The sequence below is a fragment of the Rhizobium sp. NZLR10 genome, from assembly GCF_019685125.1.
In the GTDB taxonomy this organism is placed as follows: domain Bacteria; phylum Pseudomonadota; class Alphaproteobacteria; order Rhizobiales; family Rhizobiaceae; genus Rhizobium.
In genome coordinates this window covers 235,100-249,655 of sequence record NZ_JABDWE010000003.1, presented here as the reverse complement: position 1 = coordinate 249,655, position 14,556 = coordinate 235,100, and the positions used below count along the sequence as shown (strand labels likewise).

Genomic DNA, 14,556 nt, shown 5'->3' with positions numbered 1-14,556 from the left:
AAGAGGCGCAGCCTATGACGTCGTAGCGCAGCCAGCCGGGATCGACAGAGGCTCTGCCGTCATCGTCTTATCGATCGCGTAAAGCTTTGCGAAACCGGCATCCTCGATCAACGTCAGGCCCGCCGGCATGAAGGTGCCGACATAGCGGTCGGAAACATCGCCATTAGCGACAAGAATAAAATCGAAACGTCTGCGCCAGTCCGAAAGATAGGGCGTAAAGTCTCCATACTCCCGCATCATTGCGGGACATGAAAGCACGCCGATCGACAGCAGATTGCCTTCAGGGACCGCGATCTCAGACCACGGCGGCAGAACGGATAACGGCTGCTTGCCTTTTGCCGTGAAGACCGTCGGCACGAAAGCATGGGAGAAGGGAACGGCGAGCGTCGGCAGGTGCCGGAAAGTATCCAGCCCCCAGGCAAAATACCGATTGGAGTGGGCAAGACCGACCACTGTCGTGGGTTCATGCCCCAGAGGCAGCACAGCCGCACCGGCCGGCACATTTTTCAGCACACGCTCGACAGCACCGACATCCTTCTGTGCCAACCACCAGTTCCACCCGACCCAGGCTGTACGGCCGAAGACCGCAAGATTGACCACGAGCGCCAGCAACAGGGACTGCCGGCGCGTGAGATTGGCAAAGGGGCACACCATCGCCATGGCGACGAGCGCCGTCATGATCGGAAAGCGCCAGCTGATCCATCCGGTGCCGAGCATGTGCCGTGGCGAAACACAGGAGAAAAGCAGTAGGCCGAAGGCGGCGACGGCAAGACCTGCATGCACGCGGATGTCGCCCGCCCGTGCGGCACGCGTGCAAACGAGGATCAGCGGCAAAATCAGCACGACATCCACCAGCGGGACGTAGGTGACGATGGCTGACAGCAGATTGATGGCGATAAGGGCGACGCCGTCGTTCCAGACAATACCAAGTCCATCACCACCGGCATTGGGCAAAGCTGCCGTATGGAGATAGAGCGCGAGCGGCGGCAGGATGCAGGTCCCGAGCGCCAGCGCCAACCGGCCGGCAAGCCTGACGACGCCCGCCTTCAATCGCAGTATGTCGAAGCGCCAGGAAAATTCGAGGCCGCAGACGATCGCCATGTAGAAGCCGAGCGAGAAGATATGCATTGACGTCAGCAGCAATGCCGCGGCAAGCCGCCAGGCAAACAGCAGGCCGGGATTTCGGCCCTGCAGCCGTAAATCGACGCAGGCGAAGAACAAGGCCATACCAAGGCCGATCTGGAAATTGATGAAGCCGCCGATCATCGTCGAGCACCAGCCAAGCGACGTTATTGCGATCTGCCAATAGTGCCGGCCGCCGAAAAGGGCGCGATGCAAGGCGATCGCGCCAAGCGGCGGCAGCACGATCGCCAGGAAAAGCAAGGCCCGCGCCAGCCTGTCGGCGCCAACAACCGGCCCCAGCCAGGTGGCAAGAAGATCGATGCCGACATTGGTAAAGGTGCGGTTCCAATCGACCGCGTAGATTTCAGGAAACGGCTGCTCGCTGATCCCGCCGGAAAGAAGCCAGATGCGGGCGTAGTGATTGGCGTAGTCGAGCACTGGCGGAAAGGGAAAAAGCACGACCAGGATCGCGGCAAGTGTGACGAAAGCGACGATCGCAATAGTCGAATCCTGCGGGGCGGTGCATTCCCCAGGCTCGGCTGCCGCCATGGGAGACCTCGCAATCCGGTCCATCAACCGATCCGACTGTTCTTCTGCGACCGCAGCTCACCGGATGCGAGGGCTGCATCCAGCGCGGCGCGCTTGTCGCCGGCGTTCATCTCCGAAAAAGTGGTGGGCAGTTCGGCCGGTTCGCCGCCGCGCAGGATTGTTTCGATCATGAACATCGGCCGCTTCTTGCTCTCCTGTACGAGACGCCCGAGATACTCGCCGATGATGCCGATACAGATCAGCTGGATGGCGCTGAAGGCGCTGACCGCAGCCATGATCGACGACCAGCCAGTGACCGTCTCGCCCTGCAACCAGCGAACGAAGGTGAAGACGAGCAGCGCCATCGCGACGCCGGCGCTGATCATGCCGAGCCATGTGGCTATACGCAGCGGCGTCGTTGAAAAGCTGGTGATCGCATCGAGTGCAAAATTGATCATCTTGCGCAGCGGATATTTCGTCGTGCCGGCAAAACGGGCGTCGCGCTCATAGGGAAGCGCCACCTGCCTGCCGCCGATCCAGCTGACCATGCCACGAATGAAACGATCGCGCTCCGGCATCGCCAGCAAAATATCGACGACGCGTCGGCGCATCAGCCGGAAATCGCCGGTATCGCGCGGGATGGTCACGGAAGCGAGCTTGGAAAGCGCGCGATAGAAAAGCGAAGCGGACGCGAGTTTGAACCAACTTTCGCCTTCGCGGCGCGTGCGCTGGCCGTAAACGACATCGGCGCCGCGCTCCACGATTGGCATCATCATCAAAAGCAGCTCGGGCGGGTCCTGCAGATCGGCGTCGATCAAAAGAACGCGCTCGCCCCGCGACGCCGAAAGCCCCGCCGTCGCCGCCAGCTGATGGCCGTGATTGCGCAGCAGACGAACGCCGAGCACCTGCGGCACATCAGCCGCCAGATGTGAAATAATCTTCCAGGTGTCGTCGGACGAGCCGTCATCGACGAGAATCAGTTCGAAGGCATCGCCGGCGACGCTCTGGGCAGCAGCGGCGGCGCGGCGGCAGAACTCGCGCAGTCCCTCTTCCTCGTTATGACAAGGCGCGACGATGGAAAGGAGTGGTGCTTGCGTCATGCGGACAGCGGTGCCTGCTCGATGTTCGGCGCCAGACTAGCCACGAAACGTCAAACATCCTTTAATGCCGCGCCGTGCCTTGGCGCGTCGCGCGCGCCGGCGCGCTATTCCGCCGCCATGATCTCGCGCCCGCCGTCGACATCGCGGGCGGGCGAGGCGCCGTAGAGGCGGCTGTATTCGCGGCTGAACTGCGACGGGCTCTGATAGCCGACGCGGTGGCCGGCCGTGCCCGCATCGAGGCGCTCGACGAACATCAGCCGGCGCGCCTCATGCAGGCGAAGCTGCTTCTGATACTGCACCGGCGTCATCGCCGTGACCGATTTGAAGTGGTGATGGAAGGACGAGACGCTCATGCTGACGCGGTCGGCAAGATCCTCGATGCGCAGCGGCCGTGCAAAATTCTCCTTCAGCCAGGCGACGGCGCGCGAGATCCTGTTGCTGTGGCTGTCAGCCGTGGCGATGTTGATCAGCCGCGCGCCATCCGGCCCGGTCAGCACCCGGTAGAGAATTTCCTGCTCGATCAGCGGCGCCATGGCAGGAATGTCGCCCGGACGATCGAGCAAGCGCAGCAGGCGGACGGCAGCATCCAAAAGCTCCGGCGGCGCGACGTTCACCACCATGCCGCGCTGCCCATCGGTATGGGCGGCAGGGCGGGGAATATCGATGCGGCTGAGCAACTCCAGCAGCTTTTCGGAATCGATTGCCAGCGCCAGGCAGAGATGCGGAACCTCAAGGCTCGCCTCCGTGACACGCCAGGCGACCGGCAGGTCGAGCGAGGTCAGCAGATAGTCCCCAGTCCCGTAGCTGATCAGTTCCGTGCCGAGGCGCAGCCTCTTGGCCCCCTGCAGGACAAAGCCAAAACAGGGCCCGTAGCTGCTGTGCAGCGGATCGCTGGGCTTGGAGCAACGGCTGAGGTGAAGATTGCCGATATCAGTCGAGAATGCGCCGTCACCCGGCGTGAAGCGCAGCGCGATGTCGACGATTTCCTGATAGGGGCTGAAAGGCAATGTCATGCGGCAACTCTTTCTGTCTGACGCCAATTGGGCAGCTTTTATGTAAGTAGCTCCGGCACTTCCCAAATAGGCCGCTCCCGGCATTTTTGCAGGATCGTGCAAAAAGCTGAGAGGATCACTCTACCTCCGTCGCGCAGTTCCGGGCAATAGTCCGCCATCCCGATCAACCCCTACCTCCAAAATCGAAAAGGAAGGTTCCCATGCCTATTGCAAAAGGCTACGCCGCGACCGACGCCTCCAAGCCGCTAACCCCCTTCACCTTCGAGCGCCGTGAGCCGAACGATGACGACGTCGTCATCTCGGTGCAATATTGCGGCGTCTGCCATTCCGACATTCATCAGGCCCGCAACGAATGGGGCAACTCCAGATACCCGATGGTGCCCGGCCACGAGGTTGCCGGCGTCGTTTCCGCCGTCGGCTCCAAGGTCACCCAGTTCAAGGTCGGCGACCGCGTCGGTGTGGGCTGCTTCGTCAATTCCTGCGTCGGCTGCGCCACGCGCGACCTGGATTACGAGCACTTCATGCCGGGTCTGGTCCAGACCTATAACGACGTCGAAGCCGACGGCGCGACCCCGACCTTTGGCGGTTATTCCGATTCTATCGTCGTCAAGGAAGGCTATGTGCTGCGCTTTCCCGACAATATCCCGCTCGATGCAGGCGCTCCCCTGCTTTGCGCCGGCATCACGCTCTACTCACCGCTCGCCCACTGGAAGGCCGGCCCCGGCATGAAGGTCGCGATCGTCGGCATGGGCGGCCTTGGCCATATGGGCGTGAAGATCGGCGCGGCCATGGGCGCCGACATCACCGTACTCTCGCAGTCGCTGTCGAAAAAGGAAGACGGCCTGAAGCTCGGCGCCAAGGACTATTACGCAACGAGCGATGCAGAAACCTTCACCAAGCTGGCCGGCACCTTCGACCTGATCATCAACACGGTCGGCACGGTGATCGACTGGAACGCCTATCTCAGCCTCCTGAAGCCCGATGGCACGATGGTACTGGTCGGCGTTCCCGAGCATCCGGTTCCGGTCCATGCCTTCTCGGTCATCGGCGGGCGCAAGAGCCTCGCCGGTTCCATGATCGGCTCGATCAAGGAAACCCAGGAAATGCTCGACTTCTGCGGCAAGCACAACATCGTCTCGGAGATCGAGAAGATCAACATAGAGCAGGTCAACGAAGCCTATGAACGCGTCCTGAAGAGCGACGTCCGCTACCGCTTCGTCATCGACATCGCCTCGCTGGCGGCTTGAGGAAACGAGAGGCGGCTCCTTTGGGAGCCGCCTCGTCGATAGCGAGCGGCATCCTCAGCCGCCCTCATGCCGAGGTGCGATCCGCAGGATCCCCTCGAAGCACCCCCGCAAACGCCGCTCCGTGGCTCGCCAGAGCGCCCGCCCCGTGCTTCGAGGCTCCGGCCTTCGGCCTGCGCACCTCAGCATGAGGCTCTCTTGGACTTTTGGGCTCTCAGGCAAGCTCAACCGTCTCGCGACACGCTCTCGGCACGGCCCAGCAAACGCAGCAGATATTCGACGGGGTTGAATGGATCAGGCCCCGAGCGCCGGCGCAGGCGTGGCGGCCCGGCCATAGGGTTATAGTGTTCGAAAGCCGTTTCCATCGTCCCTGCCCCGCTCGTCAGGCCCGGCAATTGCTGCTGGACGCTTTGAACCATCTGAGACGCCAGAGTGCCTTCGAGCCGCGCCACGCCATCGGCGATCACCGAATCCGACGTCGCCGCAGCGGATTTCGCCAGCAAAGTGAGCACGCTGCTCAGGCTCTCGACAGGCGCTTCCAAGTGAAAGCGGTTGAAAGGCTCGCAGACGACCGTTTGCGCAGCCGAGAGCGCCGTTGCCAGCACCCAGGGCGTCAATTGCCGGAAATCGGCGGCGGTGCTTGCGGGCGAACTGTGCCGCGCCGCCGTCATCGCCACATGACAATCGATGACCTGCCAGCCGAAAATGCCCTGTTTCAGCGTCTCGAACACGGTTTCCTCGACCGCCCGGTAAAAGGCAACGGGCATCTGCCCGACCTCCACCTCCAGCGCGAAGCTGTTGCCTGCGCCGGCAGGACGCGGCTCGACGCGCAGGCCGATGGTGGCGAGAAACGGATTCGGCTCCTTGAAGAGGATCTGCAGGCCGGCCCCGGTGCCGGCGGGTCTCTCGACCAAGATGGGCGTACTTTCCTCGAAACCCGCATCGAGGCCGAAATCCGTCAGCAGCGTCGATTGGATAACCTCCTTCTGCACCTCGCCATAGAGCGACACGAAGACTTCATTCGTCTCCTCGGTCCTGCGCAGATTGATCAGCGGATCCTGCTCGGCCATCTGGTTCAGTGCCAGCCAAAGTGCCGCGCTGTCCGAGGGCCGCCGGGCAAGCACGCGAGTTTCGAGCGTCGGCGGAGCGAAGTACGCCCGCCCGCCCGAGGCCGGATCGCTGCCCACCGCATCGCCGATCCGGGCGCCGGCAAGGCCGCCGACGCGGTCGATCTGGCCGGCGCAGAAGCGCGCGGCGCCATGGCTGCGGCCGGCCTCGAACACATGGATTGCGGTCACCCGATCCTCGCCCCTGGGCAGATCCAGATATTGCCGCAGCCGCACGGTGCCCGAAGTCAGGTAGAGATAGGCGAGCTTTTCGCCGCCCCAGCCGCGCTCGATCTTGAAGATCTTGCCGGCGACCGGCCCGTCCGGATCAAGCCGCCGCCCGGGCAACAGCGTCGCGATGGCCGAGCTTAGCGCCGGCAGGCCGGCGCCGGTCATGGCCGCTCCTGCGAAGACGGGATTCACCAGGCCCCTTGCCACCTGATCGGCCAGGCTGCGCCTGAGCCTTTCCGTGGTCAGTCGTTCGGGGGCGAGCACATAGTCATCGAGCAGCGCCTGGTCGTTCTCGCCGAGCGCCTCGCAGAGCGCCGAAAAAAGCGGCTCGTCTCCCGGCGCCCGAGCCTCCACCCGGGCAAGCTTGCTGCCGGCGTCGATGACGGAAGACATGGCGATGGGACGCACCGCCAGTTGCGCGGCAAGCGCTTCCATCACGTCCGGATACCGCGCGCCGAGGCGATCGACCTTGTTGATGAAGAAGACGAAGGGCACGCCAAGTCGCCGCAGCGCCCGCACCAGCACACGCGTCTGCGCCTGCACGCCCTCGACCGCCGAAACGACGACGACCGCGGCATCCAGTAACCCAAGCACCCGCTCGACCTCGGCGATGAAATCGGGGTGGCCGGGTGTGTCGATCAGATTGACGGTCCTGTCGCCGATCGTAAACGACACAACCGCGGCCCTGATCGTAATGCCGCGTTGCCGTTCGAGTTCGAGCGTGTCCGTCTGTGTATTGCCTGTATCGACGCTGCCGAGCTTGTCGATGACCCCGGCGTCAAAAAGCAGTCTTTCGGTAAGACTAGTCTTGCCCGCATCCACATGGGCGAGGATGCCCAGATTCAAAGTGCGCATGAACCACCAACTTCTCAGAATTTCGGATGTGATTTTCGTGAGAAGTGAGTCGGCGCATTGGAACCTCTATTCGCTGATCGCGACGGCTGGATGCGGAGCGCCCGGTGGTTGGGCGACGCGGGTGGAATGCTAAGGGCGCGTGGGCAGATGTGTCAAGCCTGGGTGTATCCCTGCGCGTGGCGCGGCGCCAAGCACACCGATCAGCCCTCATGGTGAGGGGGCCCAGAGGGCCGTCTCGAACCACGAGGGCGGGTGACTATGCGGGAGCGTGCTGCGGGCCGAATCGCTGGTGACGCGCCGGTGGCCGGCCCCGTCCTTCGAGGCCCCTCCGGGGCACCTCAGATGAGGCCGGAGAGAGGGCGCATTCCGAGATGCACTTTAGGCAATCCGCAGGATCGCCATACACACCGCCGAGTCCTACCCCTCCTCCCGCATCGTCTCCCGCTGCGTAATCAGCCGGGCGCTGTGCTGGCCGCTGAGATAGATCCATAGCCAGCTCCAGGCGACGGAGAAGCGCGAGCGGGTGCCGATCAGGAAGTAGATGTGGGCAAGGCCCCAGATCCACCAGGCGATCCAGCCCTTCAGCTTGATGCGGCCGAAATCGATAATCGCCGCACTCTGGCCGATCGTCGCCAGGCTGCCCTGATGCCGGTAGCGGAAGGATGCGGGCGCCGGCTTGCCGGACAGGCGGGCGCGGATGACCTTGGCGACGTAGCCGCCCTGCTGCTTGGCCGCCGGTGCGATGCCCGGCACCGGCTTGCCATCCTCGCGCATGACCGATGCCGTGTCGCCGATGACGAAGACATCGGACAGACCCGGTGCGCTCAAGTCCTTTTCGACGACGACGCGCCCTGCCCGGTCGGCGGCAACGCCGAGCCAGCGTGCCGCCGGCGAGGCGGTGACGCCGGCTGCCCAGACGATCGTCCGGCTGGCGACGAAGGTATCGCCGATCTTCACGCCGTCGGCGCTGCACTCGGTCACCGGCCTGCCGAGATGGATCTCGACGCCGAGTTTCTCCAGCACCGTCTGGGCATAGGCCGAAAGCTCCTCGGCGAAGCTCGACAGCACCCGCGGGCCGGCCTCGACCAGCACGACGCGGGTCTTGCGCGTATCGATGTTGCGGAATTCCTTCGGCAGCGTGAAATGCGCAAGCTCGGCGATGATGCCGGCAAGCTCGACGCCAGTCGGCCCGGCACCGACGATGGTGAAGGTCAGAAGCGCGTCGCGCACGGCAGGATCGCTCTCCATCTCAGCCTTCTCGAAGGCGAGCAGCATGCGCCGGCGGATCGTCGTCGCATCCTCGAGCGTCTTCAGGCCCGGCGCCACTGGCTCCCATTCGTCACGGCCGAAATAGGCATGCGTCGCCCCGGTCGCCAGCACCAGCGTATCGTAACCCAGAGTCATGCCGTTGCGGAGGGACACCGTCCTGGCGCCGCTATCGACACCGGTGACCTCGCCGAGCAACACCTTCACATCGGGCCGGTCGGCATAGAGGCGGCGGATCGGCCAGGCGATCTCCGAGGTGGAGAGAATGGTCGTCGCCACCTGGTAGAGCAGCGGTTGGAAGAGATGGTGATTTCGCCGGTCGACGAGCGTGATCCTGACGCCGGCACCTTTCAACCCGTTGACGAGCTGCAGCCCGCCGAAACCGCCGCCGACAACGACGACATGATGGTCGCTCATGACATACCCCTTTGCGCCATTTTGCACAAAGCCAATGTGGCCCTCGGCGCAATGGTTGCAACCGCCGTTTCGGCATGTCTCCCCTGCGCCGATCGCAGTCGATGGCGCTGAGATTATCGGCTACTCCTGCAATGATCCCGGCGAAGTTCCGGCGCGGAAAGCCAGTCGGGTTTTAGTTGCCCGGAGCGAGCTTCGGCTGGGTGCAAGGCAGACATGCCGTGCGAACGGGTCGCAGGACGGTCGTCGGGCCTGCAACCAGTTCACAAGCGGCATATGCGTCGTACCAATCAATAGGCACCGACGCACTGGCGACGGGGTCCGTGATAGGGCTGGAAGGTATTGTCGAACGCCCTGTACGAACGATAGCGCGCATAACACCAACTCTCGTGGCTGCTTCCCCCTCCATAATAGGCTGATGATGCATAGTTCTGATATGGCCGGCCGTAATAGCCGTAGTAGGGCCGGCGGTAGCCGTATGGCGAGCCGTAATAGCCGTAGGGCGACCCGTAGTACGAGCCGTAATAGGGCTGTGACAAGGCGCCGCCAATGATGGTGCCGACAGCGAGACCACCCAAGGCCCAGCCCCAGCCCGCTCCACTATGGTGGTGCCCCCCGTAATACCCGCCTCCGTAATGGCCGCCACCCCCGTAATGGCCGCCACCCCCGTGGCCGCCATGGCCACGCCATTGCACCTGCTCTATCTGCTGCTGTGCTTCGATCCTGGGTGGGTTGATAGCCGGAAACGCCTGAGCCGGCGTGATGCCCGGCACACCTATGATCAAGCATAACGCGGCGACGCTTAGCTTTCTCATGACTGTTCTCCTCTGCTCCTCCAAGTGGAGGATACATCTTCCCCTCCTCCTGAACCAAAGGTGAACGCAATATGTCGAAAAATGTTCCGTCTGGAGACAAATTAATCGCTATCGCTGGTGCTGAGAATTATCGGCTCCTCGTGCAATCCGCACCTTGCCTTTTCCAGAAGGCTGTAAACGTGTCGCGCATCGTCGATCCCCAGAATCTGTGGTTCGTTGGCGAGACTACCGGGCGTAGCCCACGGGTATCGCCATTCCATGTTTCAATTCTTCCATCGAGATCGACGCCGAAACATCGAAGAGTTCGAGCTTGCGAACGATCTGCTTGTAGATCACGTCGTAATGCTCGACGCGCGGCAGCACGATTTTCAGGATGTAATCGTGATTGCCGGTCAGCCGGTGCGCCTCGACGATCTCGGGAATGTCGGCGATGATCCGGCGGAAGGTCTCTGTCCACTCGTCGGAATGATGCGCCGTCTTGACCAGCGCAAAGACCGTCGTCGGCACGCCCATCTTTTCCCGGTCGAGCACGATGATGCGCCGGGCGATATGGCCGCTCTCTTCCAGCCGCTGGATCCGCCGCGAGCAGGCCGACACCGAAAGCGCCACGCGCTCGGCCAGATCGGTCACGGATATGCCTGCATCCTTCTGCAGCATGTCGAGAATGCGCCTGTCGCGATCGTCCAACATGTGTAAGAAATAACCCTTCCGCCCTGATTTTGCATGATCTCTCCAAATCGCGCAAAATAATAGCATGTATTGGACGTAAGGGACAAATAATGCAAACACGCCGCGCCAGAACTGCGGCATTATTTTCGAAACTCGAAGCATGAGGAGCATGAAGAGATGGAAACGATCGGCCTGATCGGCGGCATGAGTTTCGAAAGTTCGGCGGTCTATTACCGCTTCGTCAACGAGATGGTGCGCGCCCGCAGGGGCGGCCTCGCCTCGGCCGAGCTCATCCTGCATTCGGTCAATTTCGAGGAGATCGTCGCTCTTCAGAAGGCCGGCGACTGGGCTGGAGCGGCCCGCCGCCTCGGCGCAGTTGCGGAACGGCTGCAGGCTTCAGGCGCCGGCTGTATCCTCATCTGCACCAACACCATGCACCTGATCGCCGATGAAATCGCGGCAAAGGTGTCCGTGCCGCTAATCCATATCATCGACGAGACGGCGAAATCGCTGCATGCGGCCGGCCGCAAGCGTCCGCTGCTGCTTGCCACGCGCTACACGATGGAGCACGGCTTCTACGCCGACCGGATGAAGAGCCTCGGCCTAGACATCATGGTGCCCGACGCCGCCGACCGCACCATCGTGCACGACATCATCTTCAACGAACTCTGCGCCGGCAGGGTGCTCGACAGCTCGCGCGAAAAGCTGATCGATATCATCGACCGCGCCATGGATAACGGCGCCGACAGCATCATCCTCGGCTGCACCGAGATCTGCCTGATCCTCGATCCCAACCGCCTGCCACTGCCGGGCTTTGACACTACCGCGATCCATGCCCGCGCGGCGGTGGATTTCGCTCTCGGCGACGAGGAGGCGGAGACAGAAGAGGCGGAGACAGAAGAGGCGGCTTGACCGCGCCACAATTTAGTTGACTCAGTCAACTAAATGCATGAAAAATGTCTTCGTTCGGAGATCTTTTTTCAGTTTGTTGGCACAGTCGGCCACCCCTCCTTCGTCATGCTCGGGCTTGTCCCGAGCATCTGCCTCCGGTTGACAGGCAGCAAATCCTCGGCACAAGGCCGAGGATGACGCCGAGTGAAGAGCGTGCTTTGCCCCGCAGTCTGGCGAGATCTCCATCTGGAGATCTCCGTGTCTCCCTTGGAGATCACGCCCATGTCCGATTCCGCCCTCATCGAAACCGCCCGCGATTTCAACCGCTTCTACACGAACTTCCTCGGCCTGCTGAACAAGGCCTATCTTGACTCGCCCTTCACCCTGACGGATGCCCGCATTCTCTTCGAGATCGGCTCGCATGACGGCGTCAGCGCCGCAGCCCTTGTCCGCGACCTGCATCTCGACCCGGCCTATCTGAGCCGCATCCTCAAGCGTTTCCGCACCGAGGGGCTGATCGAGACCAGCCCGGATCCGGCCGACCTGCGCAGCCAGATCATCAATGTCACCGACCGGGGACTCGCGCAGTTCGAGGAACTCGGCCGGCGCGCCAATGCCCAGATCGCCGCCCGTTTTGACGATCTGGCGATCGGCGAACCGCAAGCCGTCGTCTCGGCCATGCATACCATCCGCGCCCTGCTCGACCCGGCGGCCAAGCCCGCACCCGCCATCATCCGCGCCCACCGCGCCGGCGATATCGGCTGGATCGTTCAGAGCCAGGGCCGCTTCTACGCCGAGGAATATGGCTGGGACCTGCGCTTCGAGGCGCTGGTCGCCGAGGTCGCCGGCAAATTTCTCGCCAACTTCGATCTCGCCAAGGAATATTGCTGGATCGCCGAACGTGGCGGCGTCAATGTCGGCTCGGTCCTCGTCACCAATGGCGGCGACGGCATCGCCAAGCTGCGGCTGCTCTATGTCGACAAATCGGCCCGCGGCCTCGGGCTCGGCAAGCTGCTGGTCGACGAATGCATCCGCTTTTGCAGGCAGAAGGGCTACCGCGAGCTTTCGCTCTGGACCAATGACATGCTGGAGACGGCCCGCGTCATCTATATCAAGGCCGGCTTTCGGCTTGTCTCCGAGGAGAGACATCGAATGTTCGGCACCGAAGCGAATGGCCAGACCTGGGTCCTCACCCTCTGACTTGCTTCGTCGCAAAATTTCGCTTGATTTGGAAACGATCATTTCCTAATTAGGCGAACATGAACGCAACGACCCTCGACCATCAAGAGAAGACCCGGAGCCGCGGTCGTCCGCGGGAATTCGATGCGGAGGCGGCACTCGACGCAGCCCTGCGCGTCTTTTCCGAGCGCGGCTATCATGCCGCCTCGATCAGCGAACTCACCGAGGCCATGGGGCTGGCCGCCGGAAGCGTCTACAAGGCCTTCGGCGACAAGCGCGGCATCTTCCTCGCCGCCTTCGACCGCTACCGCGCCGTGCGTCGCGGCCTGCTCGATGCCAGGCTGGCAAGTGCCGAGACCGGCCGCGACAAGCTCCATGCGCTCATCACCTTCTTTGCCGGCTCTTCGCACGGTGAAATCGGCAGGCAGGGTTGCCTCGTCGTCGGCAGCGCCAGCGATCTCGCCCTCTTCGACGAAGAGGCGGCCGAACGTGTCGCCACCGCCTTCATGACCGACGAGACGCTTCTCGCCGACCTCATCCGCCTCGGCCAGTCCGACGGCTCGATTTCGGCGCATATCGATATATCGGCGGTCGCACTTGCGCTTCTCTGCCTCACCAAGGGCATGCGCGTTATCGGCAAGACGGAACGCAGCGGCGAAGAAATGGCTGCCGCTGCCGAAGCCGCGATGAAGCTGGTGACCTGACATTTCCCCCAGGGGAATGCCAGCATTCCCCTGCGCGGCCGGAAACGGGTGGCTGCCGGCAGACCGATTTGCGATTAATCCTTTCAACCATACCGGAGTTTCTGATGAGCATTTCAGCCACCGCGCCGGATAAGGCCATTCCACGGGCGCTATCCCCCTGGCTCACCTTTCTTTTTGCCGCCGCCTGCGGGCTGGTGGCCGCCAATCTCTATTACGGCCAGCCGCTTGCCGGCTTAATCAGCGCCGAGCTCGGCTTCACGCCTGCCGCAACCGGCCTGATCGTCACGCTGACGCAGATCGGCTACGGCCTCGGCCTGCTGCTGATCGTGCCGCTCGGTGACCTCACGGAGAACCGCCGGCTTGTGCTGCTGCTGGTTGCCGTCTCCGCTGTTGCGCTGATCGGCGCGGCGCTGGCTTCAACACCCACGGCCTTCCTCGTCGCCTCACTCTGCATCGGCCTTTCATCGGTCGCCGTTCAGGTCCTGGTTCCCTTTGCCGCCAACATGGCCCCCGATGCGACACGGGGACAGGTCGTCGGCAATGTCATGAGCGGCCTGCTCTGCGGCATTATGCTGGCCCGCCCCTTCGCAAGCTTCGTCGCCGAGGCCTCGTCCTGGCATGTGGTCTATTACGTCACCGCAGCGTTGATGATCGTGCTCGCCGTCATCCTGCGCGCCAACCTGCCGGTCCGCGTGCCGAAGACGAAGCTACGCTACAGCGAGCTGCTGGCTTCCATGGGCCACTTGGCGCTGACCTCGCGCGTGCTGCAGCGCCGGGCGCTTTATCAGGCCGGTATGTTCGGCGCCTTCAGCCTGTTCTGGACGACGACGCCGCTGCTGCTCGCAAGCCCGGCCTTCGGCCTGACGCAGAACGGCATCGCCCTCTTCGCGCTCGCCGGTGCTGCCGGTGCCATCGCCTCGCCGATCGCCGGCCGGCTTGCCGATCGCGGCATGACGAAAATTGCCTCGACGCTTGCCATGCTGCTCGGAATGGCTTCCTTCCTGATCAGCCATTTCGCCGCGGACGGCTCGCTGACCGCCCTGATCCTTCTGACGGTGGCGGCGATCATGCTTGATTTCGGGGTGACGACCAATCTCGTCTGCGGCCAGCGCGCCATCTATGGCTTGAACCCGGAACATCGCAGCCGGCTAAACGGCCTCTTCATGGCCACCTTCTTTGCCGGCGGCGCGCTCGGCTCGGCGCTCGGCGGCTGGGCCTACGCGACCGGCGGTTGGACGATGACCGCCTGGATCGGCTTCGCCTTCCCGGCGCTCGCCTTCCTGTTGTTTCTGACGGAACACCGCGGCAAGCAGGAAAGCAAAATCTGAGACCGGATATCTAAAACCTTGACAGTGCCGGCTTATAAATGCGGACATCCCGGCAGCAGCCTACGCATCCGCTCACTGCTGCCGAATTTTC

The 14,556-nt window shown here is 62.9% G+C and carries 12 protein-coding genes; 5 read left to right on the top strand and 7 right to left on the bottom strand.

All coding sequences use genetic code 11. The features are described 5' to 3' along the window. Positions 1 to 12: 12 nt before the first annotated feature. From HJB82_RS06825 to HJB82_RS06815, 3 genes are all read right to left on the bottom strand, one after another. Positions 13 to 1,695: a hypothetical protein gene (locus HJB82_RS06825; protein WP_221115742.1), complete on the bottom strand. Its 1,683-nt coding sequence runs from the start codon at positions 1,693 to 1,695 to the stop codon at positions 13 to 15. After that, complete coding sequence (locus HJB82_RS06820) at positions 1,695 to 2,750, bottom strand: glycosyltransferase family 2 protein (RefSeq protein ID WP_221139743.1); 1,056 nt, start codon at positions 2,748 to 2,750, stop codon at positions 1,695 to 1,697. The genes HJB82_RS06825 and HJB82_RS06820 overlap by 1 nt, the downstream gene beginning before the upstream one ends. Positions 2,751 to 2,854: 104 nt before the next feature. Continuing rightward, positions 2,855 to 3,763, bottom strand: a complete 909-nt coding sequence (locus tag HJB82_RS06815; protein ID WP_207581044.1) for an AraC family transcriptional regulator — start codon at positions 3,761 to 3,763, stop codon at positions 2,855 to 2,857. 200 nt (positions 3,764 to 3,963) lie between these two features. Between HJB82_RS06815 and HJB82_RS06810 the strand changes: the two genes are divergently transcribed. Then, positions 3,964 to 5,010 (top strand): NAD(P)-dependent alcohol dehydrogenase, encoded by a 1,047-nt coding sequence (locus tag HJB82_RS06810; protein WP_207581045.1) that lies wholly within the window; start codon positions 3,964 to 3,966, stop codon positions 5,008 to 5,010. A gap of 221 nt (positions 5,011 to 5,231) precedes the next feature. On the opposite strand, the gene HJB82_RS06805 is transcribed toward HJB82_RS06810, so the two are convergent. From HJB82_RS06805 to HJB82_RS06790, 4 genes are all read right to left on the bottom strand, one after another. Continuing rightward, entirely contained in the window at positions 5,232 to 7,199 is a 1,968-nt protein-coding gene (locus tag HJB82_RS06805) for a translation factor GTPase family protein (protein ID WP_221139742.1), read from the bottom strand. A gap of 417 nt (positions 7,200 to 7,616) precedes the next feature. After that, on the bottom strand, positions 7,617 to 8,882 hold the full coding sequence (locus tag HJB82_RS06800) for an NAD(P)/FAD-dependent oxidoreductase (RefSeq protein WP_221139741.1): 1,266 nt from the start codon (positions 8,880 to 8,882) through the stop codon (positions 7,617 to 7,619). Positions 8,883 to 9,169: 287 nt separating this feature from the next. Further along, positions 9,170 to 9,694 carry a BA14K family protein gene (locus HJB82_RS06795; RefSeq protein ID WP_207581048.1) on the bottom strand — a complete coding sequence of 175 codons (525 nt, stop codon included), beginning with the start codon at positions 9,692 to 9,694 and terminating at the stop codon, positions 9,170 to 9,172. 225 nt (positions 9,695 to 9,919) lie between these two features. Then, positions 9,920 to 10,384 (bottom strand): Lrp/AsnC family transcriptional regulator, encoded by a 465-nt coding sequence (locus tag HJB82_RS06790; protein ID WP_207581049.1) that lies wholly within the window; start codon positions 10,382 to 10,384, stop codon positions 9,920 to 9,922. A gap of 156 nt (positions 10,385 to 10,540) precedes the next feature. On the opposite strand from HJB82_RS06790, the gene HJB82_RS06785 reads away from it, so the two are divergent. The 4 genes from HJB82_RS06785 to HJB82_RS06770 all read left to right on the top strand — a co-directional run bounded on the left by HJB82_RS06785 (position 10,541) and on the right by HJB82_RS06770 (position 14,465). Further along, positions 10,541 to 11,275 (top strand): aspartate/glutamate racemase family protein, encoded by a 735-nt coding sequence (locus tag HJB82_RS06785; protein ID WP_207581050.1) that lies wholly within the window; start codon positions 10,541 to 10,543, stop codon positions 11,273 to 11,275. Positions 11,276 to 11,536: 261 nt separating this feature from the next. Beyond that, on the top strand, positions 11,537 to 12,454 hold the full coding sequence (locus HJB82_RS06780) for a helix-turn-helix domain-containing GNAT family N-acetyltransferase (RefSeq protein WP_221139740.1): 918 nt from the start codon (positions 11,537 to 11,539) through the stop codon (positions 12,452 to 12,454). A 59-nt stretch (positions 12,455 to 12,513) separates the two neighbouring features. Next, on the top strand, positions 12,514 to 13,137 hold the full coding sequence (locus HJB82_RS06775; RefSeq protein WP_207581052.1) for a TetR/AcrR family transcriptional regulator: 624 nt from the start codon (positions 12,514 to 12,516) through the stop codon (positions 13,135 to 13,137). Between the two features lie 104 nt (positions 13,138 to 13,241). Beyond that, positions 13,242 to 14,465 carry an MFS transporter gene (locus HJB82_RS06770; RefSeq protein ID WP_207581053.1) on the top strand — a complete coding sequence of 408 codons (1,224 nt, stop codon included), beginning with the start codon at positions 13,242 to 13,244 and terminating at the stop codon, positions 14,463 to 14,465. Positions 14,466 to 14,556 lie beyond the last annotated feature (91 nt).

Bases quoted from the DNA above. Each gene is read 5' to 3' on its own strand.
- HJB82_RS06795 (WP_207581048.1), bottom strand. From the start codon at position 9,694: ATGAGAAAGCTAAGCGTCGCCGCGTTATGCTTGATCATAGGTGTGCCG.
- HJB82_RS06820 (WP_221139743.1), bottom strand. From the start codon at position 2,750: ATGACGCAAGCACCACTCCTTTCCATCGTCGCGCCTTGTCATAACGAG.
- HJB82_RS06810 (WP_207581045.1), top strand. From the start codon at position 3,964: ATGCCTATTGCAAAAGGCTACGCCGCGACCGACGCCTCCAAGCCGCTA.
- HJB82_RS06775 (WP_207581052.1), top strand. From the start codon at position 12,514: ATGAACGCAACGACCCTCGACCATCAAGAGAAGACCCGGAGCCGCGGT.
- HJB82_RS06770 (WP_207581053.1), top strand. From the start codon at position 13,242: ATGAGCATTTCAGCCACCGCGCCGGATAAGGCCATTCCACGGGCGCTA.
- HJB82_RS06805 (WP_221139742.1), bottom strand. From the start codon at position 7,199: ATGCGCACTTTGAATCTGGGCATCCTCGCCCATGTGGATGCGGGCAAG.
- HJB82_RS06800 (WP_221139741.1), bottom strand. From the start codon at position 8,882: ATGAGCGACCATCATGTCGTCGTTGTCGGCGGCGGTTTCGGCGGGCTG.
- HJB82_RS06815 (WP_207581044.1), bottom strand. From the start codon at position 3,763: ATGACATTGCCTTTCAGCCCCTATCAGGAAATCGTCGACATCGCGCTG.
- HJB82_RS06825 (WP_221115742.1), bottom strand. From the start codon at position 1,695: ATGGACCGGATTGCGAGGTCTCCCATGGCGGCAGCCGAGCCTGGGGAA.
- HJB82_RS06790 (WP_207581049.1), bottom strand. From the start codon at position 10,384: ATGTTGGACGATCGCGACAGGCGCATTCTCGACATGCTGCAGAAGGAT.
- HJB82_RS06785 (WP_207581050.1), top strand. From the start codon at position 10,541: ATGGAAACGATCGGCCTGATCGGCGGCATGAGTTTCGAAAGTTCGGCG.
- HJB82_RS06780 (WP_221139740.1), top strand. From the start codon at position 11,537: ATGTCCGATTCCGCCCTCATCGAAACCGCCCGCGATTTCAACCGCTTC.